The organism is Pseudomonas prosekii (genome assembly GCF_900105155.1).
Taxonomy (GTDB): domain Bacteria; phylum Pseudomonadota; class Gammaproteobacteria; order Pseudomonadales; family Pseudomonadaceae; genus Aquipseudomonas; species Aquipseudomonas prosekii.
Genome location: NZ_LT629762.1, coordinates 906,095 through 932,082 on the forward strand (window position 1 = coordinate 906,095; position 25,988 = coordinate 932,082).

Below are 25,988 nucleotides of genomic sequence, written 5' to 3' on the forward strand. Positions count from 1 at the left end.
CGCATCAGACGCGAACAATCCCGTACCTGTAGGAGCGAGGCTTGCCCGCGAAGAGTCCATCCAATTCACCCACTACCTGACGCTGCCGCGCAACTCCCCCACCAACACCTGCAGTTTCGCCGGCTCAGCCACTTCCACCGCCACTGCCGGCCCCGCCACGATCGTTACCCGCGACCACAACCGACGAAACAGCCCTTTGCCCGGATCGCGACTGAAGAAACTCCCCCACAACCCTTGCAACGCCAGCGGAATCACCGGCACCGGCGTCTCTTCGAGAATCCGCGTCAGCCCGCCGCGAAACTCATTGATCTCGCCGTCAGCAGTCAACTTGCCCTCGGGGAAGATGCACACCAGCTCGCCATCCTTCAGATATTGGGCGATGCGCGTGAAGGCCTTTTCGTAGATTTGAATGTCTTCGTTGCGCCCGGCGATAGGAATAGTCCCGGCGGTGCGGAAGATAAAGTTCAGCACCGGCAAGTTGTAGATTTTGTAATACATCACAAAGCGAATCGGCCTACGCACCGCGCCGCCAATCAGCAGCGCATCCACAAACGAAACGTGGTTGCACACCAGCAGCGCCGCGCCTTCATCGGGAATCAGATCGAGATTGCGGTGCTCGACGCGGTACATGGAATGGCTGAGCAGCCAGATCATGAAACGCATGCTGAACTCGGGAACGATGCTGAAGATGTAGGCGTTGACGCCGATGTTCAGCACCGACACCACCAGAAACAGCTGCGGAATCGACAGTTTGACCATGCTCAACAGCACGATCGAGACAATCGCCGACACCACCATAAACAGCGCATTGAGAATGTTGTTTGCGGCAATTACCCGCGCGCGTTCGTTCTCGGCGGTGCGCGACTGGATCAGCGCGTACAGCGGCACGATGTAGAAACCACCGAAAACCCCGAGCCCGAGGATGTCGATCAGCACCAGCCAGGTGTGGCCGAAACCGAGGACTTCGAGCCAGCCGTGGCCGGTGACGCTGTCGGGAATTCCGCCGGAATGCCACCACAACAGCAGCCCAAACACGGTCAGGCCAAACGAGCCGAACGGCACCAGACCAATTTCGACTTTGCGCCCGGAGAGCTTTTCGCAAAGCATCGAACCGAGGGCGATGCCAACCGAGAACACGGTGAGAATCAGCGTCACCACGGTTTCGTCGCCGTGCATCCATTCCTTGGCGTAGGCCGGGATTTGCGTCAGGTAAATCGCCCCGACAAACCAGAACCATGAATTGCCGACAATCGAACGCGACACCGCAGGCGTCTGCCCCAGACCGAGCTTCAGCGTGGCCCACGACTGGGTAAAAATGTTCCAGTTCAGGCGCATTTCCGGCGACGCGGCGGCGGCGCGCGGGATGCTGCGGCTAGCGAGGTAACCGAGCACCGCGATGCCGATGATCGCCGTCGACACAATCGGTGCGTAGTGCCCCGACGACATCATGATCCCGGCGCCGATGGTCCCGGCGAGAATCGCCAGGAACGTGCCCATTTCCACCAGGCCGTTGCCGCCGACCAGCTCTTCTTCATGCAGCGCTTGCGGCAGGATCGAGTATTTCACCGGTCCGAACAGCGCCGAGTGAGTGCCCATGGCAAACAGCGCCACCAGCATCAGCGACAGGTGATCGAACATGAAACCGACCGCGCCGACCGCCATGATCGCGATTTCGCCGAGCTTGATCAGCCGGATCAGCGCGTCCTTGGCGAATTTCTCGCCGAACTGCCCGGCCAGCGCCGAGAACAGAAAAAACGGCAGGATAAACAGCAACGCGCACAAATTGACCCAGATCGAACGGTCACCGTCGATGGTCAATTTGTACAGAATGGCGAGGATCAGCGACTGCTTAAAGATGTTGTCGTTGAACGCCCCAAGGGACTGTGTCACGAAAAACGGCAGGAAACGCCGGGTGCGAAGCAGGCTGAATTGTGAGGGATGACTCATCTTCCGTGTGTCCCTGATGTTGGCTAAAGAGTGGCGATGCAGGCTGTTATTGGAATACCGCACGCCGATCCAGGCCACACATTACCTAAACTTTGCCGGTTATTGCTTTAATCCTGCAATGCACGGCGAGACAAACAGCTCGCCGCGCCACGCGCCTTGCACGGTGCGCTTGCCGACGATCAGCCACATCACTGCCAACAACCCGACCAACGCGCAGCCAAACACACTGAAAAATGTCAGGTTAAGCGTGCTCGCCAGTCGCAGCGTCGCCAGCGAACACACGCCCAACGGGAAGGTAAAACCCCACCAGCCGAGGTTGAACGGGATGCCTGCGCGCAGGTAACGGGCGGTGATCAGCAGCGCAATCAGCATCCACCACAGCCCAAAACCCCATAACGTGATCCCGGCCACCAGCCCCAGCCCTTCGGCGATTTCGCCAATGCCTGGCATACCGTTGGCAGCGAAGATCGCCGGGGCATCGGCGCCGAGCAGCAACATGCCCAGTGCGCCGGTGCCGATTGGGCCGAGCGCCAGCCAACTCGACGCTGCCATGCTTTCGTGCGGGAGTTTATGCAGGGCCATGCGCAGCAACAGGATTGTCAGAATGCTGAACGCCACGGGTAGGGAAAATGCCCACAGTACGTAGCTCGTCACCAGCATCACCAGTTGCGAATGCGCCTCGGCGAGGTGCGGCGCCAGCAGCCCACCGCTGGCCGCTGCAACTTCTGCGGCGACCACTGGCAACAGCCAAACGGCCGTCATCTGGTCGATGCTGTGTTCCTGGCGGGTGAACATCATGTACGGAATCAACACGCCGCAGGCCAGCGACATCGTCACGTCCAGCCACCACAGCACTTCGGCGACAGCAATCACGCCATCGCCCCAACGCGGCAAACCGAACAGCAGGAAGCCATTGATGATGGTCGCCAAACCCATCGGGATCGTGCCGAAGAACATTGAAACCGTGGAGTGGCCGAAAATTCGCCGCGCTTCATCAAAGAACAGCACCCAGCGTGCGGCGTACACAGCGCTGAACAACACGAACAGCACAATGTTGAACAGCCACAGACCTTCGGCGACCATGTGCAGCGCGGGATTGGCGCCGGGCAATTGCGCCAGCGCCAAGGCGAGCACGCCGGTGCCCATGGTCGCGGCGAACCAGTTCGGGGTGAACTGGCGGATCGCTTCCAAGGGACGCGGCAAATGGCTGAAAGGTTTGAAGCTGGGCTTGCTGGCCTTGGAGCAATCAGTTCTGGGGCTGATAGTTTCGGGGCAAATAGTATCGGGGCGATTCATGGCGAACTCCTGTCCTCTGATGAGGTAGAGCCCATGATAGAAGCCAATCGAATATCTATATAACGGGGAATATCTCTAACTGTTATCTGCTTTACAGATAAGTAGTGTAGATATGTAGTGCAGATACAGGTCAGACGCTGCCCTCGGTTTCGATCACCAGAATCCGCGCCGCGCCCAGTGGATGTGCGACATGCTCGGTGCCGACCGAGGCGTAGAAAATATCGCCGACATCGAGCAACGTCTGCTGCTCCACGCCCTCCTCGCGATAATGCATGCGCACCTGGCCATCAAGCACCACGAACACTTCTTCGCCATCGTTGACGTGCCATTTGTACGGCTGATCAGTCCAGTGCAAACGCGTGGTGATGCCGTTCATGTTGGCGATGTCCAGCGCGCCCCAGGCACGCTCGGCGGTGAAAGATTTACTGCGGATGATTTTCATGGGCCGGTCCGTCGAATAGTGGCGAGAGGCTAGGAATTGTGGCGAGGCAAGGCTAGCGATCATTGACCGTTGGCGCCACAGACTTTCAGCGAGCGCTCGCGCAGCAACGCCAGCAGCGCGCCGACGGCCAGGATGATCAGCACCGTGCCATAACCATCGGTGGTGGCGATCAGGCCGAAGCTGCGGACCAGGCTCCCGGCGAGCAAGGACGGCAAGCAAAACGCCAGGTAGCTCAGCACGTAAAACGCCGACATCAAACCCGCCCGCTCATGCGGCAAGGCCAGCGGTACGAGGCTGCGCACAGCGCCGAGGAAACCTGCGCCAAATCCGCAGCCGGCGAGCAATGTGCCGATGAAAAACAGCACGAGGCTGGCGCTGTGCACGGCGATCAGGATCAGCGCCACCCCGGCCGGCAGCAAACTGGCGCCGAGGCGCAGCACTTTGTCCGCCGGGTGATTGCGCAAGGTGTAGATCATCAGCGCACCGGTCACGGTCAGCGCGGCAACGGTGGCGCCGCCGATCAGGTTCGACGTCGAGCCCGTCGCCGTGTGCACCAGCGAGGGCGCCAACGAGGCGAAGAATCCGCCGAGCGCCCAGACCGCGGTGTTGATGGGCAGCACCGACCACAAAGTCCGCCGCACTTGCACCGGCACATGCAAGGTCGGACGCAGCGACGCCCACGCACCCGGCAGGCGGCTGACGCTTTCCGGCAGGCGCCAGACGTACAGCGCTTGCAGCGCAAACAACCCGAACAGCAGCCAAAACGTCAGTTGCAACGGCAACGGCGCAAATTCGGCGAGCAAGCCGCAACCCATCGCGCCGACGGCCATACCCAGCAAGGGCGCGACGCTGTTGACCAGCGGCCCTTGCTGGCGGTCGGTGTCGAGCAGCGCGGCGCTCAACACCGCCGTGGCCATGCCAGTGGCGAACCCCTGAAGCACACGGGCGCTGATCAGCCACGCGACGCTGTCGGCGTTGATAAACAGCAGCATCGCCAACATGTTGAGTAACACAGCGGTGAAAATCACCGGTTTGCGTCCCAGGTGATCCGAGAGCGAACCGACCGTCAGCAATGCCGCCAGCAGACTCAAGGCGTAGACGCCGAAAATCAGCGTCAGGGTTGCCGCCGAAAATTGCAGCTGTTGCTGATACAAGTGATACAACGGCGTCGGCGCCGTGGACGCGGCGAGAAAACTCAGTAACGTGACCGCCAGAAACCACAGGCTGACAAGGTTTGATGTTGGATGAGACATGGGCACACTCCGCAAAAGCTAAGTATTTGCTTTTGCGGAGTGTGCTACTGGCTAGCGCTTAAAGCAAATTCTTTGTGTTAAGGTCCGCCCTATGGCTATTAAAGAAGGTTTACGCCCCGGCGGCCGCAGTGCCCGGGTGCAAGAGTCGGTGCATTCGGCAGTCCGTGCGCTCCTTGAAGAACAGGACCGAGCGGCCGTGACCGTGCCGCAAATCGCCACGCGCGCGGGGGTGACGCCGTCGACGATTTATCGGCGCTGGGGGGATTTGTCGGCATTGCTCGCCGACGTCGCCCTCGCGCGCATGCGCCCCGACACCGAGGCCGCCGACACCGGCAGCCTGCGCGGTGATTTGCGCGCGTGGGCCGAGCAATATCTCGACGAGATGAGCTCCGAGCCCGGCCGCCAGATGCTGCGCGACGTGCAATGCAGCGCCACGCCGGGGTTCTGCGCGACGATCATTGGCGGGCAATTGCAGACGATTCTGGATCGGTATCCTGACCAACCGTTGCCGAGCGTAGACCGGCTGATCAACCTGCTGGCGGCGCCGACAGTGTTCAGCATTCTGTTTTCGACGGCGGCGCTGGAGGTTGGGGAATTGCATCGGTTGGTTGAGATGGCGTTGAGTCAGTGAGGCCGTCATCGCGAGCAAGCTCGCTCCCACAGTGATTTGCGGCGAACCACTGTTCTGTGTCCAACCACGATCCCCTGTGGGAGCGAGCTTGCTCGCGATGAGCCCCGAAAAACTGCCTGCGACACCCCGCCACGCCACGACCTTGGTCGACACTGACTATCCGCAGCCGTCGTGCGAGACTGTCGGACCGGGCGCGAACCCGGATGTCTTTTGTCTGGAGTTTCCATGTCGCTGTCCAGCGGGCTGATCGCCGCCGTTGCCCTGGCCTATATGGCCATCATGTTCGCCATCGCCTTCTACGGCGACCGCCGCAGCACGCCGTTGCCGCCGCGCGTGCGTGCGTGGGTGTACAGCCTGTCGCTGGCCGTTTATTGCACCAGTTGGACCTTCTTCGGCGCGGTCGGCCAGGCCGCCGAACAGCTCTGGTCATTCCTGCCGATCTACCTCGGGCCGATCCTGCTGCTGGTGTGCGCGCCTTGGGTCCTGCAAAAAATGGTGATGATCAGCAAACAGGAGAACATCACCTCCATCGCCGACTTCATCGCCGCGCGTTACGGCAAATCGCAATCGCTGGCCGTGGTGGTCGCGTTGATCTGCCTGGTCGGCGTGCTGCCCTACATCGCCCTGCAACTCAAAGGCATCGTCCTCGGCGTCAACCTGCTGATCGGCGCCGGCCCCGACGCCATGGGCACGCGCGCGCAGGACACGGCGCTGATCGTCTCGCTGGTGCTGGCGCTGTTCACCATCGTCTTCGGCACGCGCAACCTCGACGCCACCGAACACCACCGTGGCATGGTGCTGGCGATTGCCTTCGAATCGCTGGTCAAGCTGTTCGCTTTCCTCGCCGTCGGCGCCTTCGTCACCTACGGTTTGTACGACGGTTTTGATGACTTGTTCGACCAGGCGATGCTCGCCCCGCGCCTCGAACAGTATTGGAAAGAAACCATCAATTGGCCGTCGATGGTGGTGCAAACCGGCGTCGCGATGATGGCGATCATCTGCCTGCCGCGTCAGTTTCACGTGACCGTGGTGGAGAACATCGAACCGCAGGATCTGCGTCTGGCGAAATGGGTGTTCCCGGCCTACCTGGCGTTGGCCGCGTTGTTTGTAGTCCCAATCGCTTTGGCCGGTCAGATGTTGCTGCCAAGTTCGGTACTGCCGGACTCCTTCGTGATCAGCCTGCCACTGGCTCAGGCCCATCCGGCACTGGCATTGCTGGCATTTATCGGCGGCGCTTCGGCGGCCACCGGCATGGTGATTGTTGCCAGTGTGGCGCTGTCGACCATGGTTTCCAACGACATGCTATTGCCGTGGTTGCTGCGCCGAAACAACGCCGAGCGGCCGTTCGAAGTGTTCCGCCAATGGATGCTGTCGGTGCGGCGCGTGAGCATTGTGGTGATTTTGCTGCTGGCCTATGTCAGCTATCGCCTGCTCGGCTCGACGGCCAGCCTCGCCACTATCGGCCAGATTGCTTTCGCCGCCGTGACCCAACTGGCGCCGGCGATGCTCGGCGCGCTGTACTGGAAACAGGCTAACCGTCGCGGCGTGTTTGCCGGCCTCGCTGCCGGCACATTCCTGTGGTTTTACACGCTGATCCTGCCGATTGCCGCGCACAGCCTCGGCTTGTCGCTGAGCAGTTTTCCGGGGTTGGCGTGGCTGCACAGCAACCCGCTGAACCTGCCGCTGACGCCGCTGACCCAAGGCGTGGTGTTGTCCCTGGCGGCCAACTTCACGCTGTTTGCCTGGGTTTCGGTGCTGTCGCGCACGCGGGTTTCGGAACACTGGCAGGCCGGGCGTTTCATCGGTCAGGAAATCAGCGCCCGACCGAGCGCACGCTCGATGCTCGCGGTGCAAATCGACGATCTGCTGCAACTCGCCGCCCGTTTTGTCGGCGAAGAACGCGCCCGGCAGAGTTTTATCCGTTTCGCCTACCGCCAGGGCAAAGGCTTCAACCCGAACCAGAACGCCGATGGCGAATGGATCGCCCATACCGAACGTTTGCTCGCCGGTGTGCTCGGCGCTTCTTCGACGCGTGCGGTGGTCAAAGCCGCCATCGAAGGTCGGGAAATGCAGCTTGAGGACGTAGTCCGTATCGCTGACGAGGCGTCAGAAGTTTTGCAGTTCAACCGCGCGCTGCTGCAAGGCGCAATCGAGAACATTACCCAAGGCATCAGCGTGGTCGACCAGTCGTTGAAACTGGTGGCCTGGAACCGGCGTTATCTCGAATTGTTCAATTACCCGGACGGTTTGATCAGCGTTGGCCGGCCGATTGCCGACATCATTCGGCACAACGCCGAGCGCGGTTTGTGTGGCCCCGGTGAAGCGGAAGTGCACGTTGCGCGCCGTCTGCACTGGATGCGTCAGGGCCGCGCGCACACTTCCGAGCGTTTGTTTCCGAATGGCCGGGTGATCGAGTTGATCGGCAACCCGATGCCCGGCGGCGGTTTTGTCATGAGTTTCACCGACATCACCGCGTTCCGCGAAGCCGAGCAGGCGCTGACCGAGGCCAACGAAGGGCTGGAGCAACGGGTCACCGCGCGCACCCACGAACTGTCGCAACTCAACGTCGCGCTGACCGAGGCCAAAGGCACCGCCGAGTCGGCCAACCAGTCGAAAACCCGTTTTCTCGCGGCGGTCAGCCATGACTTGATGCAACCGTTGAACGCCGCACGTTTGTTCTCCGCCGCGCTGACGCATCAGGACGATGGCTTGTCGGCCGAGGCGCAGAAACTGATCCAGCATCTGGACACGTCGTTGCGTTCGGCCGAGGACTTGATCAGCGATTTGCTGGATATTTCGCGTCTGGAGAACGGCAAGATCAACCCTGATCCGAAGCCGTTTGTGCTCAACGAGCTGTTCGATATCCTCGGCGCCGAGTTCAAGGTTCTGGCCGACGAACAGGGGATCAAATTCCGTCTGCGCGGCAGCACGTTGCGCATCGACAGCGACATCAAACTGCTGCGGCGCATTTTGCAGAACTTCCTCACCAACGCGTTCCGCTATGCCAAAGGCCCGGTGTTGCTCGGGGTTCGGCGGCGCAAAGGTGAGTTGTGCCTGGAAGTCTGGGACCGTGGCCCGGGGATTCCGGAAGATAAGCAGCAAGTGATTTTCGAAGAATTCAAACGCCTCGACAGCCACCAGACCCGCGCCGAGAAAGGCCTGGGGCTGGGCCTGGCGATTGCCGACGGTTTATGCCGCGTGCTCGGGCACCGTTTGCGCGTGCGTTCGTGGCCGGGGCGCGGCAGTGTGTTCAGCGTCAGCGTGCCGCTGGCCCGCGCGCAGGTGGCGCTGCCGCACAACGTTACTGAGCTCAATGGCAAACTGCCGACGGGCGCGCAGGTGTTGTGTGTCGATAACGAGGACAGCATTTTGATCGGCATGAACAGCCTGCTGACGCGCTGGGGTTGCCAGGTCTGGACTGCGCGCAATCGCGAGGAATGCGCAACCTTGCTTGGCGACGGCATGCGTCCGCAATTGGCGCTGGTGGATTATCACTTGGACGATGGCGAAACCGGCACCGAGCTGATGGCGTGGCTGCGCACCCGCCTCGGCGAGCCGGTGCCCGGCGTGGTCATCAGCGCCGACGGCCGCCCGGAAACGGTCGCGCAAGTCCACGCGGCAGGCCTGGATTACCTGGCGAAACCAGTGAAACCGGCGGCGCTGCGGGCGCTGTTGAGTCGGCATTTGCCGTTGTAAATTCTCGAAACCGGCGCTAAACCCGTGGCGAGGGGGCTTGCCCCCGTTGGGACGCGCAGCGGCCCCGTCTTGCGCAGTGACACACGATTTTACGGCTGCTGCGCAACCGAACGGGGGCAAGCCCCCTCGCCACGGGGATCGTTTTAATTTGGGTGTCGGCGTTGACGTCTTTCTCTACTCGGGCATTTCGGCGAGGCCGTCGACGTCGGTCATTGCCCGTTCCAGCAGGTCCGCCGGCAGGCTTTTGCTGGCGCGGGCGCCGAGCAGTTTCAGTTGTTCGCTGCGGCTGACGAGGTTGCCGCGGCCTTCTGTCAGCTTGTTGCGCGCTGAGCTGTAGGCTTTGTCCAGCTGTTGCAAGCGATTGCCGACTTCATCCAGATCCTGAATAAACAGCACAAATTTGTCGTACAGCCACCCCGCCCGCTCGGCGATTTCCCGGGCGTTCTGGCTCTGCCGTTCCTGCTTCCACAAACTGTCGATCACCCGCAACGTTGCCAGCAGCGTGGTCGGGCTGACGATCACGATATTGCGGTCGAACGCGTCCTGGAACAGCGTCGGCTCAGCCTGCAGCGCGGCGGAAAACGCCGCTTCGATCGGCACGAACAGCAGCACAAAATCCAGGCTGTGGATGCCATCGAGTCGCTTGTAATCCTTGCCGGACAATCCTTTGACGTGATTGCGCAGCGACAGCACGTGCTGCTTGATCGCGATCTGGCCGATCGCGTCGTCCTCCGCCGAAACGTACTGCTGATACGCCGTCAGGCTGACCTTGGAGTCGACCACCACTTGCTTGTCGCCGGGCAGGTAAATGATCACGTCCGGCTGGAACCGCTCGCCGTCCGGGCCTTTCAGATTGACCTGCGTCTGGTACTCGCGGCCCTTCTCCAGGCCGGCGTGTTCTAGCACGCGCTCCAGAATCAACTCGCCCCAGTTGCCCTGGGTTTTCTGCCCTTTCAACGCGCGGGTAAGGTTGGTCGCTTCGTCGCTCAAACGCAGGTTCAACTGCTGCAAACGCTCCAGTTCCTTGGCCAGGGAAAACCGCTCCCGCGCCTCGGACTGATAGCTTTCTTCCACACGTTTTTCGAAGGACTGAATGCGTTCCTTCAACGGATCGAGCAATTGCCCGAGGCGCTGTTGGCTGGTTTCGGCAAAACGCTGTTCGCGCTCATCGAAGATCTTGCCCGCCAGCTCGGCGAACTGCGCACGCAGCTCATCGCGGGAGCCCTGTAGGTCGCTGAGGCGCTGCTGATGGCTTTCCTGCTGTTCGCGCAGCTCGGCGTTGAGCGAAGCGGTTTGCGCGTCGAGGCGCCGTAACTCAGCTTCTTTGCCGGCGCGTTCGATGTTCCAGGCGTGGGCGGCGTCGCGCGCATCGTCGCGCTCGATTTGCAGCAATTCGACTTCGCGGCGTACGGCGGCGAGGTCAGCCTGCTTGGCGGCGTTGGCTTGGCTCAAGTCGCCGATTTCGTCGCGACAGGCATCGAGCTGAGCGTTCAAACCGTCCTGCGCCAGTTGCGCCATGGTCAGCCGCTCTTCCAGCAGCGCCATGCCGGCCTGCCCCGCGCTCGCCCGGCGCTGGATGTGCCAGGCCAGCGCCAGCAATGGCAATGCCGCGCCCGCCAGACCAAGCAAAAGGCTGGTCAAGTCCATAGCCATAGAGATTCCTGCCGATGTGTTGAAGCCAGAAGGTTAACCAAGGCATCAGGTCTTGCCCAGCCTGGTTTTAGACAGCTTGTTTTAGACAGCTCGGTTTTGCACGACTTGGTTTTGCACAACCAGGCTTTGCACGTCTCAGTCTTCGAGCAGGCCCAGTTCGCGCAAGGCGCGGCGGTCACCGGCACGCGCGGCTTGGCGCAGCAGGTCGTGGCCGATGCGGCGGTCGCGGGCGTTGCCGCACTCGCGGCACATCAATTGGCCGAGCCGACTTTGCGCAGCCACCACGCCTTCGCGCGCCGGTTGCTTGAGCAAACGTCCGGCAAAGTGTTTGACGTTGAGGTTTTCGCCCAGGCGCGGGCTGTCGAGCAGCCACTCGGCCACACGCATGGAAAAACGTTTTGGCGGGGTAACACCGGGTGGTGTTGCGGTAACAGGATCTGATACTGAGCGAAACTTCATAAAGCACTGTGGGGCAGAACGGAAGGCGCGCCACTCTACTCTTTTTTTCCCACAGGTAAAGTCGAAAAAAACCCGGCACGCCCGTCCTAGAGCAAGCGCTCGGGACAATCCACAGAAGCTGTGGATAACTCAGTGGACAACCCGCCTGGAACTCTTCAAAACCCTTGTGGAATGGGGCTCGCAGTCAAACTGACGATTTTTTCACCAGTAAAAAAAAGTGATGTTTTTCATTGACTTAAATTTTCATTGCAGGCACCCACTGCCGTTCGATCCGATGTGACAGTGGCGTTACAGCCCGCGCAACTAATGTGCACAAGTACCTTCGACACGGTTATATCCACGCGGTTTTTTGTAGCCAAGGTTGGGGATAAGCCTTGGCCAACCCACGCCGGAGCCGCCTCGAAGCGACGACCAACGGTAATCCACGGCCAACCCATAACCCTGTAGCAGCTGGCGAAGCCTGCGTTCGGCTGCGCAGCAGTCGCCGAATTGAGCGCCGCAGTAGATCAGGATTACCGCGTTGGCAGGTTTTACGACTGCTGCGCAGCCGAACGCAGGCTTCGCCAGCTGCTACAAGGGGCGGTGTTTTGCGGGGAAGAGAAAGTTTTTTTGCTACCACACTTCCTTTCTCGAATTCAATCCGTTAGTATCCGCGGCGTTAGTACCAAGCTGAAAGTCAATTCTGGTCGAACAAATCCTCCCGGTAGCCTTCGTTGAGAAGCCTCCACCGACAAAGCAGGATCGACCACCTCGATGGTTTCCAGGTAATACTTGCTCCAACACGGCCTTTGAAATGAAAGCAAAGGGTGTTGCCAAGCTCACTTACTCTGACCGAACCAGCCTGCAAATTGATCAGGATCTTCACCCCGGGCCACGAACCTTTGCCCTTGATGTGTTGCCTGCCCTCCTAAGTACCTACCTGCCAGCCCAAGCGCGCCAAATTTTTTAGCGCTTCAAACTGGCTGCTTTGTTCCAGTCGGGTTCTTCGTTCGACCAATGGTGGTCGTCGTCACTGGAACGTTTTAATTTTGCACGGCTCTTATCCGTGTCGCTTGTAGGAACACCTAATAATGTCTGCTCAAATCCATACTCAGGATGCCATTCGCACCCTAACCAACGCTTTTGCACCAATGAACTGCCTGATCATGGCCGCTCGCAAAGGCTGCTTCAGCTTCACTCTGGTCAACGAACACGGCATCGCTCGTCACAGCGAACGCCTGTACCCCGATCAATACTCCAGCGCTGAACCGCTGCAGGCCGTGATCGATCGTACTCGCCAGGCACTGGTTGCCTGAGACGCCAGAACGGCTGAAAACCGCAAAAGCCCTGCCCTTAAAGCAGGGCTTTTTATTGCCTGATATTTCTCTTTTCGCCCCTCGCGCTTAAGCACTAACCGATATAACGGTTATAACTGCCAGCCGGAAATATTGTAAAAACAGACCTTTACAGCGCGAATATGACACTACACTTCAACTCAAGCGGGGTGATCCGCTTCCGGCGAGCCTGAGTCGATCCACCGCTGCCAAGGCCCTTTCAGGTATCGCCGCCCATTTCCTGCTTCAAGGGCTTTGCTTCGAGGGCTTTATGGGTATCGCTGCCAGCGAACTGTGCCGCTATGTGATCCGCCCGACCTTGATTTATCTCGGGCGCCACAGCGCAACTGCCGAATCCCTGCTGCTGGGCATCGCCTCCAGTCAGTCAGCCCTTGGCTCAGCCCTGCACGACCGCCGTGGCCACGGCTTGTACCGGATCGCCGAGATCCGCCACCGGGCACTTTGGGATCATTACCTGGCGCTCGACCCGGAACGCGCGAGCCTGGTCCGAGGCCTCGCCAGCCAGCACGCATTTCTCAGCAGCCCGCACCTGGAACTGACCGTCAACCTGCGTTACGCCACCGCCATCGCCTGGCTGCTGGTCGAACAACAGAACACTCCCCTCCCCGATCCCGATGATGTGCTGGGCATGGCGCGAATCTGGCGCCAGACGTTTCAGCCTCAGGGACGCCTGCGCGACTTCACCTGCGCCTGGCAAACCTGTGTTTCATCGCTGAATCAGGTCGCTTGCTGACCCACCGGTTTCGAAAGATCCCGTAACGGGTCGCGATTCTGGTCGGATTGTCCTACAAAACCGCTCTAACTCAAGGCATACGGACTATAGCGCTGGGACGAAAATGTTGGTAATTTTCGCCCCGGTGATCACCAGGAGTTCTAATAATGAAAAAAGTAATGCTCAAAACCACCCTTAGCCTCGCCGTTACCTTGGCATCCACCCAGATCTTCGCAGCTGGCTTTGCCATCAACGAACAAAGTATCAGCGGGATGGGTACAGGTTTTGCCGGGCGATCTTCCTCTGCCGATGACGCAAGCACAATTTTTGGCAACCCTGCCGGCATGTCGCGCATCAAGCGTGAACAAGTCACCGGCGGTGCTGCAATGCTCGACGCACACACCGATATCAGCAATGCCGACTCTGCGCCAAACAACGGCAGCAGCCACGGCAACATGGTTCCTTTCATTGCCGTGCCCATGGGCTACTACGTCAAGCCTATCGATGATCACTGGGCAGTTGGTATTGGCATGTACGCGCCGTTCGGTCTGGTGACCGACTACGAAAACGGCTTTGCCGGCCGTTACTTCGGCAGCACCAGCGACGTTAAAGTCGTGACCCTGCAACCGACCATCAGCTACGCCTTCAACGACAAGGTGTCGATCGGTTTCGGTCCGACCATCAACCGCATCGACGGCAAGCTGGAATCGAACCTGTCGATTACCCAGGCAGCGCCGGACGGCAAGGTCAAGATCAAGGGTGACGACACCGCGCTGGGCTACAACATCGGCCTGTTGGTGCAAGCCACCGACAGCACCCGCGTCGGCCTGACTTATCACTCGAAAGTGAAGTACAAGCTCGAAGGCAACACCAAGGTCAACTACGGCGTGCTGGGCCTGATCGGCCAGAACCCGAACCAGAAGTTCGACGCCTCGCTGGACCTGACGACGCCTGAATCGGTGGACTTCTCGGTCACTCACGAGCTCGACGACAAGTGGACCCTGTACGCAGGCAGCACCTGGACTCGCTGGAGCCGTCTGAAAGAAATCACCGTGGAAAACAAAGGTGTTCCGGCGGTCCTCAACGGTCAGTTCGGCAACATCACCGAAGACCAGAACTGGCACGACACCTGGGCGCACGCCATCGGCGCTTCGTACCAGTTGAACAAGCAATGGGTGCTGCGTACCGGCCTGTCCTTTGACCAGGCACCGACCAACAACGTCGACCGCTCCCCACGCATTCCGACTGGCGATCGCAAGATCTTCAGCCTCGGCGCCGGCTGGAGCCCAACCGACGACCTGACCATCGACGTCGCCTATTCGTACCTGCGCGAAGAGTCGGTCAAGGTCAACAACAGCAACGACCGTGGCCAGAGCTACAACGCCAAGTATCAAAACTGGGCGAACGGTTTCGGGGTCGGCGCAACCTACCGCTTCTGATGATTCACGGCGAGCCTGAACCACTCGCCAGCAACACCCAAAAAGCCCCGCGCTCTTGTTCAGAGGCGGGGCTTTTTAGTGGCCGTCATTCAGGTTTCGAGGCCAAGGCTTGCTCGACCGCTTCGAGGAATTGCGGGTCGTCGGGTTTGGTCAGGCTGGAGAAATCGGCAATCACCTTGCCTTGGCGATCGACCACGTACTTGTAGAAATTCCACTTCGGCGCGCTGCTCTGCTCGGCGAGGTTTTTGAACAGGTGCGTGGCGTCGTCGCCGCGGACTTTCTGCGGCTCGGTCATGGTGAAGGTCACGCCGTAATTGACGTAGCAGACCTTGGCGGTTTCTTCGCCGTCCTTCGACTCTTGCTTGAAGTCATTCGACGGCACGCCGATCACTTCCAGACCCTGGCCCTTGTAGCGCTGATAAAGCGCTTCGAGGCCTTTGAACTGCGGGGCGAAACCGCAGAAACTCGCGGTATTGACCACCACCAGCGGCTTGCCGGCGAAGCGCTGGCACAGGTCGATGGATTCCTTGGCGCGCAATTTCGGCAATGAGCCTTGCAACAGATCCGGGCACTCGGCCGCCTGCGTCGCGGCGGCAAACGTCATCAGCAACGCGGGGACTGCAAGCCAGCGTTTGAGCATGTCAGGGCATCCTTGAGAGGTCGTCAGCCAACAAGCTACTCGCCCTCGCAGCCGCCTAGCAAGCACCCATGCCCAATTGCATCAACGCCAACCCGCCCCGCTGCCAGCCCCACCACACCAGCGCCAGCAGCAATGCCAGTAACAACGCGCCGGCAGCGACGCCGATGACCCGTGGCCAGAGGCTGTTCATACCGCGCTCATTTGCGTTTGCAGGCGCGCCACCGGCCGTTCGCGCACCGGCCAGTTCAGCGCCGCCGCCAACAGGCTCAAGAGAATCGCCACTTGCCAGATCAAGTCGTAGCTCCCGGTTCGGTCGTAAACCACCCCGCCCAACCAGCCGCCGAGGAACGAACCGAGCTGATGGAACAGGAAAACAATCCCACCGAGCATGGACAGGTTTCGTACACCGAACAAGGTCGCCACGGTGCCGTTGGTCAAGGGCACGGTGGACAACCAGAGGAAGCCCATCGCCATGCCGAACAGGTAAGCGCTGGTCGTCGTCACCGGCGCCCACAGAAACAAGCCGATCACCACCGCCCGCAGCAGGTACAAACCGGTGAGCAAGCGCGGCTTGGACATGCGCCCGCCGAGCCAACCGGCGGTGTAAGTGCCGAAGATATTGAACAGCCCGATCAACGCCAGCACCGTGGTGCCGACCGTGGCCGGCAAGTGTTGATCGACCAGATACGCCGGCAAATGCACGCCGATGAACACCACTTGAAAACCGCAGACAAAAAAGCCGAACGCCAGCAACCAGAAACCGGAGTGCGAACAGGCTTCGCGCAAGGCTTCGGCCAAGGTTTGATCATGGCCGAGGGTCGGCAGCGGTTTGTCCTTGAGCATGCTCACCAGCGGCACGATCAACGCGACCAGCAAGCCGAGCACCAGCAATGCTGCGGACCAGCCGAGCCAGCCGATCAGGCCCAAGGTGCCGGGCAACATGGCGAACTGGCCGAACGAACCGGCGGCGCTGGCAATGCCCATGCCCATGCTGCGTTTTTCCGGTGGCACGGCGCGGCCGACCACGCCGAGGATCACCGAGAACGAAGTACCGGACAGGCCGATGCCGATCAGCAGGCCGGCGCTCAGCGACAACGTCACTGCCGAGTCGGAGAAGCCCATGCAGATCAGCCCTGCCGCGTACAGCACGCCGCCGATCAGCACCACTTTGGCGGCACCGAAGCGGTCGGCCAGCGCCCCGGTGAACGGCTGCGCCAGGCCCCAGATGAGGTTTTGCAGGGCGATGGCGAACGCAAACGTCTCGCGGCCCCAGCCGAATTCGCTGCTCATCGGCGCGAGAAACAGCCCGAAACCGTGGCGCACACCGAGGGACAACGCGAGGATCAGCGCACTCCCGACCAACACCCAACCGCACGTCCGCCACATCGATGTCATTCTTATTCTCCGGTAGCGGGTATATACCCGCTTAAGATCGAACAAACTGGCCTCAAGCCAGTTCGTCCAGCAATTTCAGCAAGGTTTCACGTTTCTCGGCGCCGAGGCGATCGACCAGTCGCTGCTGGGCCGCTTCCCACGCTGGCAGTGCGGCAGCCAGCCGTTGCGCACCCGCCTCGGTGAGCTTGACGATGCGGTTGCGCATGTCTTCGCCCTCGACCAGTTGCACCAGGCCTTCGCCTTCAAGCACGCGCAAATTGCGCCCAAGCGTGCTGCGGTCCAGCCCCATGGCTTCGGCGAGCGTGGAAATACTTGGCTGATCCAGACGCTGCAGATTGCACAGCAAAGAATACTGGGCAACGTTGATGCCGAAGCCGTCGAGAGCGCCGTCGTAATGCCTGCTGACGCCACGAGCGGCGCGACGCAGGTTGATACATAAACATTGGGAATCGAGCATGGTGCGTGTATATACCCGCGGTTAAATGAAAGCAAATTTTATGTTACAGACGGCGTGTGGGAGCAAGGCTTGCCCGCGAAGAATGCGCTGCGGTCCGACAGGCAAACGGCGTAATCGTTCTTCGCGGGCAAGCCTTGCTCCCACAGGTGACCGCGATCCCATGCAACAACGCAATTCAATGTGCAACCGCGATCCCTTGTAGGAGTGAGCCTGCTCGCGATGGCGCCCGCGCAGTCACCACCAAACCCATCAAACCAGCGCCAACCCCACCAACACCGCCATCTCGAGCAATTCCAGCAACGCCCCCGCCGTATCGCCGGTGCTCCCGCCCAAGCGCCGCAGCATCACCTGCCGTAACCAGATAAACACCGCAATCGCGATCACCAGCGCAACCAAGCCATCGATCATCCCGCCGAGCAGCAAACACCCCAGCGCACTCAGGGCCAACACCCGCCAACCGGCGGTGCGCGGCAAATGATCCGCGAGCGCCTGGCCCAAGCCACCGGCGCGCACATACGGCGTGGTCAGAAACAACCCCAGCAGCGCCGCCCGCCCAAGCAGCGGCACGATGAGCAACACCGCGCCCTGCCCCTGTTCGATCAACGCCAGCAACGCGGCAAATTTCAGCAGCAACACCAACACCAGCGTCACTACCGCAATCGGCCCACTGCGCGGGTCTTTCATGATCGTCAGCGTGCGTTCGCGATCGCCGAATCCGCCCAGCCACGCATCCGCGCTGTCGGCCAGACCGTCCAGATGCAGCGCGCCGCTGAGCAATACCCAAACCGTCAGCAACAGCGCGGCATGCAGCAACAATGGCGCTCCCGCCAGCGCGATGTTCATTCCCCAGAGAATCAAGCCAAACAGCAGGCCGACCAGCGGATAAAACAGCAGCGAACGCCCCAGCTCTTTCGGCTCCGGCATGCCCGGCAGACGAATCGGCAGGCTGCTCAAAAATTGCAGGGCGATCCAGAACGGCAACATGCTCAGCTCGCCTCCCGTAACAAGGCACCCGCGCCGACCGACAGCGAATGCAACGACGCGTGCGCGACGTCGACATTCAGCAACTGCTCGCGCGGCAAACCTCGCGCCTGCGCCAAGAGCAGTTTCATCACGCCGCCGTGGGTGATCAGCAACACGCGTTCGCCGGCATGCGCGGCGTGTAAACGTCCAACCGCTGCCAGCACCCGCGCCGAGAAGTCCGCGACCGGCTCACCGTCGGGCGGGGTAAACGCGTAAGGATCGCTCCAGAATCGGCCCAACGCCTCGGCGCTGGTGTCCATCAGCGCTGCGGTGCTCTGCCCTTCCCAGGCGCCGAAATGCAGTTCCTGCAGGTCCGTTTCAATTTGCACCGGCAAGCCCAGGTGCGCGCCGAGTTCGTCGGCAAACCGCGCGCAACGCTGCAACGGCGAACTGACCAAGCGATCCCACGGGCCTTGCTTGATCACCGCTGCGCGCATCTGCGCCCAGCCTTTTTCGGTCAGCGCATCGTCGAGGCTGCCGCGCAGGCCGCCGCCGAGCTCGGTCTCGCCGTGGCGCAGCAAATCCAGGTGCAAGGTCATGCCGGACGATCCGCCACAGCCGCTTCGGCAAACGTCGCCATTTGCCCATGAAGGTCGCAGGCGAGGCGCAACAACGGCACCGCCAACGCCGCACCGCTGCCCTCGCCGAGGCGCAAACCGAGGTCGAGCAACGGCTCGGCGTTCAAAGATTCGAGGACGTGGCGATGGCCCGGCTCGGCGCCGCGATGGCCGAACAACAGCCAGTCACGGCACTGCGGGTTCACGCGCACCGCGACCAGCGCAGCGACGCTGCAGATAAAGCCGTCGACCAGCACTGCAATGCCTTCCTGCGCGCAGCCCAGATAAGCGCCGACCAGCGCGGCGACTTCGAAACCGCCGAGGTTGAACAGGGTTTGCAGCGCATCACCACGCTGCGCGGCATGCAACGCTATTGCACGCTCGATCACCTGCGCCTTGTGGCTGACACCGGCAGCGTCGAGCCCGGTGCCCGGCCCCGTCAAATGCGCCACCGGGCAGTCGAGCAATGCGCAGGCCAGCGCACTGGCGGCGGTGGTGTTGCCGATACCCATTTCGCCGCCGATAAACAGCTGCGCGCCAGTTTCGCGGGCGCGCAACACGCTGTCGCGACCGGCCTGCAAGGCGAGTTCACCTTGGGCGACAGTCATGGCCGGGCCGTGCGCGAAATTGGCGGTGCCGGCGCCGATGTGCAAATGACGCACGCCTGGCAGGTCAAGCGACGGCGTGACGGTGCCGAGGTCGACCACTTCCAGCGCCGCGCCCAACTGCCGCGCCAATACGCTGATCGCCGCGCCGCCGCTGACGAAGTTGTGGAGCATTTGCCCGGTGACTTCCTGCGGATACGCCGACACACCTTCAGCGACCACGCCGTGATCACCGGCGAAAATCGCAATCCACAGCTGCTCGAGGCGCGGTTTGACCTGGCCCTGCAACCCGGCGAGTTGCACTGCTACCGACTCCAGCCGCCCGAGCGAACCGGCCGGTTTGGTCAGTTGCTGTTGCCGCGCCTCAGCCCGTTCGACGGCCGCCGCATCAATCGGCTTGCACGGGTTCAGCCACCAGGATTGGGTCATAACGCAGTTCCTTTCAAAGTCAGGGGCAGGCCGGCGACCGTCAGGACAACACGCTGACAGCGCTCAGCCAAAGCTTGATGCAGCCAACCGGCTTCATCGACGTAGCGGCGAGTCAATTCGCCCAGCGGCACGACACCCATTCCGGTCTCGTTGCTGACAAAAATGATTTCACCCGGCAATGACGCCAGGCAATCGAGCAAGGCATCGCGCTCGGCGCCGAGGCGTTCGGGGTCGTCGAGCATCAGCAGATTGGTCAGCCACAGGGTCAGACAATCGACCAGCAGGCAGTGCTCGGCGCTGGCGTTTTCGCGCAGGACGCGGGCGAGTTGCAGCGGCTCTTCGATCAGCGCCCATTCGGCCGGACGACGGGCGCGGTGATGGGCGACCCGTTGATTCATTTCACCGTCGAGGGGTTGGCTGGTGGCGATGTAGGTGACGTGCAGTTGAGTGTCTGCGGCGAGTTTTTCAGCGAGGCGACTTTTGCCGGAGCGGGCGCCGCCGAGGATTAGTTGGAGCATGGTTCATTCCTTAAAATCGTCGGTGTTCTTGCGGGCCTCTTCGCGGGCAAGTCTCGCTCCTACAGAGATGCGGCGCACCACCTGTAGGAGCGAGGCTTGCCCGCGAAGGCGTCCTCAAAACCCACAAAGCTCTCGGAGCAGTCGCGTATCCAAATGCTTCTCCACCAAATCCGCCAAGCGCTCGATATCACGCTCGCGCAAGCCGTGGTAATCGACATCTTGCACGTCGTGCAAACCGGCCCAGCGCAGCAGCGCACTGCTCGCCGCCGGGGATTCGAACAAGCCATGCAGGTACGTGCCGAAAATCTGCCCGTCGAGGCTTTGCGCGCCATCGCAGCGACCATCGTCCAGTTGCACCGCCGCGTGTTCCAGCGCCGGCCCAGTGGTTACGCCAGCGTGGATTTCATAACCGACCACTTCGGCATTCTCCAGCGCCAGATGCCCGCGCACGTTGCGCAACTGCTTCTCTGCCTCGAGCAAGGTTTCGAACGCCAGCAAGCCCAGGCCGGCACTCGAACCCGGCGCGCCTTCGAGGCCCAGCGGGTCGTGGACCTGTTCGCCGAGCATCTGCAAACCGCCGCAAATCCCCAGCACTTTGCCGCCATAGCGCAGGTGCCGCGAAATCGCCGTGTCCCAGCCATTGGCGCGCAAATACGCGAGGTCATGCCGAACGCTTTTCGAGCCGGGAAGAATGATCAAATCCGCGGATGGAATCGGCTGGCCGGGGCCGATGAATTGCAGATCGACTTGTGGATGCAGGCGCAGCGGATCGAAATCGGTGTGATTACTGATGCGCGGCAGCACCGGCACCACCACTTTAAGCACTTGATCAGCCTTGCCGGTCTGGCGCTGATCAATGCCGTCCTCGGCCTCCAGATGCAGGTCCATCACATACGGCAGCACGCCGATCACTGGTTTGCCGGTGCGTGCTTCGAGCCAGTCGAGGCCCGGCTGCAGCAATGCGATGTCGCCGCGAAAACGATTGATGATGAAGCCTTTGACCCGCGCCTGCTCAGTCGGCGACAGCAACTCCAGGGTGCCGACCAAATGCGCGAAAACCCCGCCGCGATTGATGTCGGCGATCAACACCACCGGGCAATCCACCGCTTCGGCGAAACCCATGTTGGCGATGTCGCCGGCGCGCAGGTTGATCTCGGCCGGCGAGCCCGCGCCTTCAACCATGACCACTGGATACGCCGCGCTCAGGCGTTGGTGCGATTGCAAAACGGCTTGCATGGCGATGCTTTTGTAATCGTGATACGCCACGGCGTTCATGGTGGTGACGGCGCGACCGTGGATGATCACTTGCGCGCCGGTGTCGCTGTTGGGTTTGAGCAGCACCGGGTTCATGTCGGTGTGCGGCTCAAGGTGGGCGGCCTGGGCCTGCACCGCTTGCGCGCGGCCGATTTCGCCACCGTCAGCCGTTACCGCGCTGTTCAACGCCATGTTCTGCGGTTTGAACGGCACGACGCTGACGCCGTGGCGCCGCACCCAACGGCACAACGCCGTCACCAGCGTGCTTTTACCGGCGTCGGACGTGGTGCCCTGCACCATCAACGTAGTCATTGGCTTTCCTTGGCGAAGGCTTGCAGCGCTTGTTCGAGGCGCGCTTCTTCAGCGGCGTCGGCAGGCAGACCGAACCGCAGGCTGCTGTTGTGGGTGAATAACCGCAGCAGGATGCCGCGCCGGGCCATGAACTCATGCAGTTCTTCGGCGCGCTCGGTGATCAGCCATTGAAACAGCGCGCAACCGCCCTGCGGCTTGAGGTCGTAACGTTCGAGCATGGCGGCGAGGCGCTCACTTGCCTGTTCACTGCGCAGGCGTTGCCGCGCATGGCCCTCGGTGTCTTGCAAACAGGCCTGGCCCAACACCCGCGTCGGGCCGCTTACCGCCCACGGGCCGACTTGCTCGGCAAGCAATTTGAGCAACTTGCGCTCAGCCAAAACGAATCCCAAACGTACCCCGGCGAGGCCGAAAAACTTGCCAAAGGAGCGCAACACAATCAAACCGACCTGATTGGCGAACGCCGCCAGACTCAATTGCGGCGTGTTGTCCATAAACGCTTCGTCGACTACCAGCCAGCCACCGCGCTGGGCCAGCCGCGAGTGCCAGTCGAGCAAGCGATTCGGGCTCAGGCTCAGGCCGGTAGGATTGTTCGGATTGACCACCACCAGCACGTCGAGGTTGTCGATAAAGAAGTCGACTTCCTGCTCCAGCACTTCGCGCACGATGTAGCCGCTGCGGCGCCAGGCTTCGGCGTGTTCGGCGTAACACGGCGACAGCACACCGACCTTGCCGGCGCGGCGCAAACGCGGCAGCAACTGGATGGCCATTTGCGAACCGGCGACCGGCAACACTTGCGCTGCGCCGTAATAATCGCAGGCGGCTTGCTCCAGGCCGTCATCGGATTCCGGCAACCGCGCCCAGGCGCGCAACGGAATCGGCGGAATCGGAAACGGCCACGGCGCCAGGCCGCTGGAGAGGTCGAGCCAGTCGGCCTCGGCAATCGCGTAATCGAGGGCTGCCTTGCGCAGCCGGCCACCGTGCTCAAGCATAGAATTCGGCTCCGACACAGAGAATCAGCAGCCATAACCATACGCCGCGCTGGACCAATTGCCAGCCACGGTCGATGGAGTCGGCGTCCGCTGGCGGGCCTTCGCCGAGCTGTGGACGCTGGTGCAGTTCACCGTGATAAATCGCCGCCCCGCCCAACTCGACGCCCAACGCACCGGCACCGGCGGCCATCACGGGTCCGGCATTCGGGCTGTCCCAGGTCGGGCCCTGGTTGCGCCAGCATTTCAGCGCGAGTCGGGTTTTGCCCAGCAGCGCGTAGGTCAACGCCACCAGACGTGCAGGAATGTAGTTGAGCACGTCGTCGATTTTCGCCGCGGCCCAGCCGAAGCGTTCAAAGCGTTCGTTGCGATAACCCCACATCGCGTCGAGCGTGTTGCTCAAACGATAGAGAACCACGCCCGGCGCGCCGGCCACGGCAAACCAGAACAGTGCAGCGAATACCGCGTCGCTGCCGTTTTCCAGCACCGATTCGGTGGCGGCGCGGGCGACTGCGGTTTTGTCCAGTTCGCTGGTCTGGCGGCTGACCAGATAGCCGACGCGTTTGCGCGCTTCTTCAAGATCATCGCTGCGCAAGGCCTTGGCCACCGGCTCGACATGTTCGCCGAGGCTGCGCATGCCCAGCGCGCAATACAGCGCCAGAATTTCCACCAGCCAACCGACGTAAGGCGCCCAGGACAGCGCGGTGGCGAGCAAGGTCAGCGGCACTACCGCGATCACCCACGCGGTGACGCCGTGACTGCGCCAACCGCGCCCGGCGGAGTTGAAACGTTGCTCGATGCGATCGGCAAAGCCGCCGAACGCCACCAGCGGATGCCAGCGTTTCGGTTCACCGAGCAGCGCATCCAGCGCAACCGCAGCGACACTCAACAACGCCACACTCATTGCCTCACTCCCCAAAAATTTTCGTACAGCAGTTCATTCAGCGGACGCGCCTGCGCCCAGCCTTCGAGCACCAGCATCGGCGCCGGGTAAAATTCCTTGACCGGGCCGAGGCAGAGGATCGCCAGCGGCTTGGCGCCGGCCGGCAAACCGAGCAGGTCGGCCAGGGCTTGCGGCTCGAACAACGACACCCAGCCCATGCCGAGGCCTTCGGCACGGGCCGCCAGCCAAAGGTTTTGAATTGCGCAGGACAACGACGCCATGTCCATCTCCGGCAAGGTGCGCCGACCGAAGATGTGCCGTTCGCGGTCGTCCATCAGCGCGGCGACCAACACTTCGGCACAGTCGTTGATGCCTTCGACTTTGAGTTTCATGAATTCGTCGCTGCGTTCGCCGAGGGCTTCGGCGGTGCGCACGCGTTCTTCTTCCACCACTTGCTGGATCTGCCCGCGCAGGGCTCGGTCGCTGATACGGATGAAGCGCCACGGTTGCATCAGGCCGACGCTGGGGGCCTGATGCGCGGCTTCGAGCAGGCGTCGGAGCAAGGTCGGCTCGACGCTGCCGCCGCTGAAGTGGCGCATGTCGCGACGCTCGGCGATGGCTCGGTAGACCGCTGCGCGCTCGGCTTCGGAAAATGCGGTGTCGGTCATGGCCGCTTCGCGAGCAGGCTCGCTCCTACAGGGGTCCGCGTTTCTTCAGGTAATACAGTTTCACCTGTGGGAGCGAGCTTGCTCGCGATGGCGGCATCCGATTCAGGCAAAAACAGTGCGGCGATCGCTTGCGGATTCGACGGGAAATAAAAGTGCACATACGACGCCGTCATCCGCCCCTGACGGTAAACCGCCTCCGCCCCACGCCCACCATTCGGGCTCAAACCTCGGGCAATCGGCTCCAGCTCAGTGCTGGTCAACGAGTGGTGATAGGTATGCCCGCGCAATAAACCTTCGGGCAATTCGACCGCTTGCAACGCCAGCGCCGCCAAGCGCTTTTGCATCACCGCAGCACCGGTCAGCAAACCGACCAGTTCGGCGCGTGTGCCATCGACATCGGTCAACGAATCGAGCAGATAAAGCATGCCGCCACATTCCGCGAGCAGCGGTTTGCCAGCGGCGTGATGCGCGCGGATGGCGTTGAGCATCGAAGTGTTTTGCGCCAGCGCGACGTGGTGCAGTTCCGGGTAACCGCCCGGCAGATAAAGGCTGTCTGCTTCGGGCAACTGGCTGTCGCGGATGGGCGAGAAGAACAGCAATTCGGCGCCCATCGCTCGCAGCAAATCGAGGCTGGCGCCGTAGGTGAAGGCGAACGCTTCGTCGCGCGCCACGGCAATGCGCACGCCGGCGAGCAGCGGCTCGGCTTCGAGCACATCCGGGGTAGCGAATTCGACTGCCGGTGGCAGCGCTACCTCGCAACTGCTGGCGAGCGCATCGGCGGCGGCGTCGAGGCGCAGGTCGAGGTCGTTGAGCTCGCTGGCCTGGACCAGTCCGAGGTGACGGCTCGGCAGTTCGATCCCGGTTTCGCGCGACAACGCGCCGTACCAGCGCAGGCCTTCGGTGAGGCTGCCTTCGAGCAATTGCGCGTGACGCAAGGTGCCGACACGATTGGCCAAAACGCCAGCAAACGGCAAGTCTGGTTGATAGCGCGCCAGGCCCAATGCCAAGGCGCCAAAGGTCTGGGCCATGGCGGTGCCGTCGATCACGCCGAGCACCGGCACCCCGAAGTGCCGCGCCAGGTCAGCACTGGACGGCGTGCCGTCGAACAGGCCCATGACGCCTTCGATCAGGATCAGATCGGCTTCGCCGGCGGCTTCCCACAACAGTCGACGGCTTTCCTGCTCGCCGACCATCCACATGTCCAATTGATAGACCGGCGCACCGCTGGCGCGCTCGAGAATCATCGGGTCGAGAAAGTCCGGGCCGCATTTGAACACGCGCACCTTGCGCCCCTGATTGCGATGCAAGCGGGCCAACGCGGCGGTGACGGTGGTCTTGCCCTGACCGGAGGCCGGCGCGGCGATCAGCACCGCCGGGCAATGACGGCTGATATTCATAA

The 25,988-nt window shown here is 61.6% G+C and carries 24 protein-coding genes; 5 read left to right on the forward strand and 19 right to left on the reverse strand.

The features are described 5' to 3' along the window. Window positions 1-72: 72 nt before the first annotated feature. From BLU01_RS04150 to BLU01_RS04165, 4 genes are all read right to left on the reverse strand, one after another. On the reverse strand, window positions 73-1,947 hold the full coding sequence (locus BLU01_RS04150) for an MFS transporter (protein WP_092271230.1): 1,875 nt from the start codon (window positions 1,945-1,947) through the stop codon (window positions 73-75). Window positions 1,948-2,046: 99 nt separating this feature from the next. Continuing rightward, window positions 2,047-3,243, reverse strand: coding sequence for a TDT family transporter (locus BLU01_RS04155; protein WP_092271233.1), 1,197 nt, complete (start codon window positions 3,241-3,243; stop codon window positions 2,047-2,049). Window positions 3,244-3,373: 130 nt separating this feature from the next. Beyond that, complete coding sequence (locus BLU01_RS04160) at window positions 3,374-3,685, reverse strand: cupin domain-containing protein (RefSeq protein WP_092271235.1); 312 nt, start codon at window positions 3,683-3,685, stop codon at window positions 3,374-3,376. Between the two features lie 59 nt (window positions 3,686-3,744). Beyond that, on the reverse strand, window positions 3,745-4,938 hold the full coding sequence (locus BLU01_RS04165) for an MFS transporter (protein WP_092271237.1): 1,194 nt from the start codon (window positions 4,936-4,938) through the stop codon (window positions 3,745-3,747). A gap of 91 nt (window positions 4,939-5,029) precedes the next feature. Here BLU01_RS04165 and BLU01_RS04170 point away from each other — a divergent pair, with 91 nt between their 5' ends. Further along, the gene (locus BLU01_RS04170) at window positions 5,030-5,569 is read left to right on the forward strand and encodes a TetR/AcrR family transcriptional regulator (RefSeq protein WP_092271239.1); all 540 of its coding nucleotides are present in this window, start codon (window positions 5,030-5,032) and stop codon (window positions 5,567-5,569) included. Window positions 5,570-5,794: 225 nt separating this feature from the next. After that, window positions 5,795-9,265: a hybrid sensor histidine kinase/response regulator gene (locus BLU01_RS04175; RefSeq protein WP_092271241.1), complete on the forward strand. Its 3,471-nt coding sequence runs from the start codon at window positions 5,795-5,797 to the stop codon at window positions 9,263-9,265. A 174-nt stretch (window positions 9,266-9,439) separates the two neighbouring features. Here BLU01_RS04175 and rmuC read toward each other — a convergent pair whose 3' ends face one another. Further along, window positions 9,440-10,804 carry a DNA recombination protein RmuC gene (rmuC, locus tag BLU01_RS04180; protein ID WP_167370464.1) on the reverse strand — a complete coding sequence of 455 codons (1,365 nt, stop codon included), beginning with the start codon at window positions 10,802-10,804 and terminating at the stop codon, window positions 9,440-9,442. 249 nt (window positions 10,805-11,053) lie between these two features. Continuing rightward, window positions 11,054-11,377 (reverse strand): SEL1-like repeat protein, encoded by a 324-nt coding sequence (locus BLU01_RS04185; protein WP_092271245.1) that lies wholly within the window; start codon window positions 11,375-11,377, stop codon window positions 11,054-11,056. A 1,070-nt stretch (window positions 11,378-12,447) separates the two neighbouring features. On the opposite strand from BLU01_RS04185, the gene BLU01_RS04195 reads away from it, so the two are divergent. The 3 genes from BLU01_RS04195 (at window position 12,448) to BLU01_RS04205 (ending at window position 14,862) form a co-directional block, all read left to right on the forward strand. Beyond that, window positions 12,448-12,672: a hypothetical protein gene (locus BLU01_RS04195; RefSeq protein ID WP_092271247.1), complete on the forward strand. Its 225-nt coding sequence runs from the start codon at window positions 12,448-12,450 to the stop codon at window positions 12,670-12,672. Window positions 12,673-12,961: 289 nt separating this feature from the next. Continuing rightward, window positions 12,962-13,444, forward strand: coding sequence for a hypothetical protein (locus BLU01_RS04200; RefSeq protein WP_092271250.1), 483 nt, complete (start codon window positions 12,962-12,964; stop codon window positions 13,442-13,444). 146 nt (window positions 13,445-13,590) lie between these two features. Next, complete coding sequence (locus tag BLU01_RS04205; protein WP_092271252.1) at window positions 13,591-14,862, forward strand: OmpP1/FadL family transporter; 1,272 nt, start codon at window positions 13,591-13,593, stop codon at window positions 14,860-14,862. Between the two features lie 85 nt (window positions 14,863-14,947). Here BLU01_RS04205 and BLU01_RS04210 read toward each other — a convergent pair whose 3' ends face one another. From BLU01_RS04210 to BLU01_RS04265, 13 genes are all read right to left on the reverse strand, one after another. Next, window positions 14,948-15,502, reverse strand: a complete 555-nt coding sequence (locus BLU01_RS04210) for a glutathione peroxidase (protein WP_092271254.1) — start codon at window positions 15,500-15,502, stop codon at window positions 14,948-14,950. Window positions 15,503-15,557: 55 nt separating this feature from the next. Next, entirely contained in the window at window positions 15,558-15,692 is a 135-nt protein-coding gene (locus tag BLU01_RS28170) for a hypothetical protein (RefSeq protein WP_258306366.1), read from the reverse strand. Then, window positions 15,689-16,897, reverse strand: a complete 1,209-nt coding sequence (locus BLU01_RS04215) for an MFS transporter (RefSeq protein ID WP_092271256.1) — start codon at window positions 16,895-16,897, stop codon at window positions 15,689-15,691. Before BLU01_RS04215 ends, BLU01_RS28170 begins: the two co-directional genes overlap by 4 nt. A gap of 52 nt (window positions 16,898-16,949) precedes the next feature. Then, window positions 16,950-17,354, reverse strand: a complete 405-nt coding sequence (locus tag BLU01_RS04220) for a MarR family winged helix-turn-helix transcriptional regulator (protein WP_092271258.1) — start codon at window positions 17,352-17,354, stop codon at window positions 16,950-16,952. Window positions 17,355-17,603: 249 nt separating this feature from the next. Next, complete coding sequence (locus BLU01_RS04225; RefSeq protein WP_092271260.1) at window positions 17,604-18,338, reverse strand: adenosylcobinamide-GDP ribazoletransferase; 735 nt, start codon at window positions 18,336-18,338, stop codon at window positions 17,604-17,606. Between the two features lie 2 nt (window positions 18,339-18,340). Beyond that, window positions 18,341-18,916 carry an alpha-ribazole phosphatase family protein gene (gene cobC, locus BLU01_RS04230; protein WP_092271262.1) on the reverse strand — a complete coding sequence of 192 codons (576 nt, stop codon included), beginning with the start codon at window positions 18,914-18,916 and terminating at the stop codon, window positions 18,341-18,343. Continuing rightward, entirely contained in the window at window positions 18,913-19,968 is a 1,056-nt protein-coding gene (gene cobT, locus BLU01_RS04235; protein ID WP_092271264.1) for a nicotinate-nucleotide--dimethylbenzimidazole phosphoribosyltransferase, read from the reverse strand. Before cobT ends, cobC begins: the two co-directional genes overlap by 4 nt. Then, window positions 19,965-20,486, reverse strand: coding sequence for a bifunctional adenosylcobinamide kinase/adenosylcobinamide-phosphate guanylyltransferase (cobU, locus tag BLU01_RS04240; RefSeq protein WP_092271266.1), 522 nt, complete (start codon window positions 20,484-20,486; stop codon window positions 19,965-19,967). Before cobU ends, cobT begins: the two co-directional genes overlap by 4 nt. Before the next feature lie 114 nt (window positions 20,487-20,600). Beyond that, entirely contained in the window at window positions 20,601-22,052 is a 1,452-nt protein-coding gene (locus BLU01_RS04245; protein WP_092271268.1) for a cobyric acid synthase, read from the reverse strand. Next, window positions 22,049-23,041 (reverse strand): threonine-phosphate decarboxylase CobD, encoded by a 993-nt coding sequence (cobD, locus tag BLU01_RS04250; protein WP_092271270.1) that lies wholly within the window; start codon window positions 23,039-23,041, stop codon window positions 22,049-22,051. Before cobD ends, BLU01_RS04245 begins: the two co-directional genes overlap by 4 nt. Continuing rightward, on the reverse strand, window positions 23,034-23,942 hold the full coding sequence (gene cbiB / locus BLU01_RS04255; protein WP_092271272.1) for an adenosylcobinamide-phosphate synthase CbiB: 909 nt from the start codon (window positions 23,940-23,942) through the stop codon (window positions 23,034-23,036). The genes cobD and cbiB overlap by 8 nt, the downstream gene beginning before the upstream one ends. Next, on the reverse strand, window positions 23,939-24,589 hold the full coding sequence (gene bluB, locus BLU01_RS04260; RefSeq protein WP_092271275.1) for a 5,6-dimethylbenzimidazole synthase: 651 nt from the start codon (window positions 24,587-24,589) through the stop codon (window positions 23,939-23,941). Before bluB ends, cbiB begins: the two co-directional genes overlap by 4 nt. Further along, window positions 24,586-25,986, reverse strand: coding sequence for a cobyrinate a,c-diamide synthase (locus BLU01_RS04265; protein ID WP_092271277.1), 1,401 nt, complete (start codon window positions 25,984-25,986; stop codon window positions 24,586-24,588). Before BLU01_RS04265 ends, bluB begins: the two co-directional genes overlap by 4 nt. Window positions 25,987-25,988: the final 2 nt, after the last annotated feature.

Excerpts from the sequence above, each read along its gene's own strand:
- bluB (WP_092271275.1), bottom strand. The coding sequence starts at position 24,589 with ATGACCGACACCGCATTTTCCGAAGCCGAGCGCGCAGCGGTCTACCGA.
- BLU01_RS04185 (WP_092271245.1), bottom strand. The coding sequence starts at position 11,377 with ATGAAGTTTCGCTCAGTATCAGATCCTGTTACCGCAACACCACCCGGT.
- BLU01_RS04195 (WP_092271247.1), top strand. The coding sequence starts at position 12,448 with ATGTCTGCTCAAATCCATACTCAGGATGCCATTCGCACCCTAACCAAC.
- BLU01_RS04265 (WP_092271277.1), bottom strand. The coding sequence starts at position 25,986 with ATGAATATCAGCCGTCATTGCCCGGCGGTGCTGATCGCCGCGCCGGCC.
- BLU01_RS04245 (WP_092271268.1), bottom strand. The coding sequence starts at position 22,052 with ATGACTACGTTGATGGTGCAGGGCACCACGTCCGACGCCGGTAAAAGC.
- cobD (WP_092271270.1), bottom strand. The coding sequence starts at position 23,041 with ATGCTTGAGCACGGTGGCCGGCTGCGCAAGGCAGCCCTCGATTACGCG.
- BLU01_RS04205 (WP_092271252.1), top strand. The coding sequence starts at position 13,591 with ATGAAAAAAGTAATGCTCAAAACCACCCTTAGCCTCGCCGTTACCTTG.
- BLU01_RS04175 (WP_092271241.1), top strand. The coding sequence starts at position 5,795 with ATGTCGCTGTCCAGCGGGCTGATCGCCGCCGTTGCCCTGGCCTATATG.
- cbiB (WP_092271272.1), bottom strand. The coding sequence starts at position 23,942 with ATGAGTGTGGCGTTGTTGAGTGTCGCTGCGGTTGCGCTGGATGCGCTG.
- BLU01_RS04170 (WP_092271239.1), top strand. The coding sequence starts at position 5,030 with ATGGCTATTAAAGAAGGTTTACGCCCCGGCGGCCGCAGTGCCCGGGTG.
- BLU01_RS04165 (WP_092271237.1), bottom strand. The coding sequence starts at position 4,938 with ATGTCTCATCCAACATCAAACCTTGTCAGCCTGTGGTTTCTGGCGGTC.
- BLU01_RS04150 (WP_092271230.1), bottom strand. The coding sequence starts at position 1,947 with ATGAGTCATCCCTCACAATTCAGCCTGCTTCGCACCCGGCGTTTCCTG.
- BLU01_RS04210 (WP_092271254.1), bottom strand. The coding sequence starts at position 15,502 with ATGCTCAAACGCTGGCTTGCAGTCCCCGCGTTGCTGATGACGTTTGCC.
- BLU01_RS04215 (WP_092271256.1), bottom strand. The coding sequence starts at position 16,897 with ATGACATCGATGTGGCGGACGTGCGGTTGGGTGTTGGTCGGGAGTGCG.
- BLU01_RS04220 (WP_092271258.1), bottom strand. The coding sequence starts at position 17,354 with ATGCTCGATTCCCAATGTTTATGTATCAACCTGCGTCGCGCCGCTCGT.
- BLU01_RS04155 (WP_092271233.1), bottom strand. The coding sequence starts at position 3,243 with ATGAATCGCCCCGATACTATTTGCCCCGAAACTATCAGCCCCAGAACT.
- cobU (WP_092271266.1), bottom strand. The coding sequence starts at position 20,486 with ATGCTCCAACTAATCCTCGGCGGCGCCCGCTCCGGCAAAAGTCGCCTC.
- BLU01_RS04200 (WP_092271250.1), top strand. The coding sequence starts at position 12,962 with ATGGGTATCGCTGCCAGCGAACTGTGCCGCTATGTGATCCGCCCGACC.
- BLU01_RS04225 (WP_092271260.1), bottom strand. The coding sequence starts at position 18,338 with ATGTTGCCGTTCTGGATCGCCCTGCAATTTTTGAGCAGCCTGCCGATT.
- BLU01_RS28170 (WP_258306366.1), bottom strand. The coding sequence starts at position 15,692 with ATGAACAGCCTCTGGCCACGGGTCATCGGCGTCGCTGCCGGCGCGTTG.
- cobT (WP_092271264.1), bottom strand. The coding sequence starts at position 19,968 with ATGACCCAATCCTGGTGGCTGAACCCGTGCAAGCCGATTGATGCGGCG.
- BLU01_RS04160 (WP_092271235.1), bottom strand. The coding sequence starts at position 3,685 with ATGAAAATCATCCGCAGTAAATCTTTCACCGCCGAGCGTGCCTGGGGC.
- cobC (WP_092271262.1), bottom strand. The coding sequence starts at position 18,916 with ATGACCTTGCACCTGGATTTGCTGCGCCACGGCGAGACCGAGCTCGGC.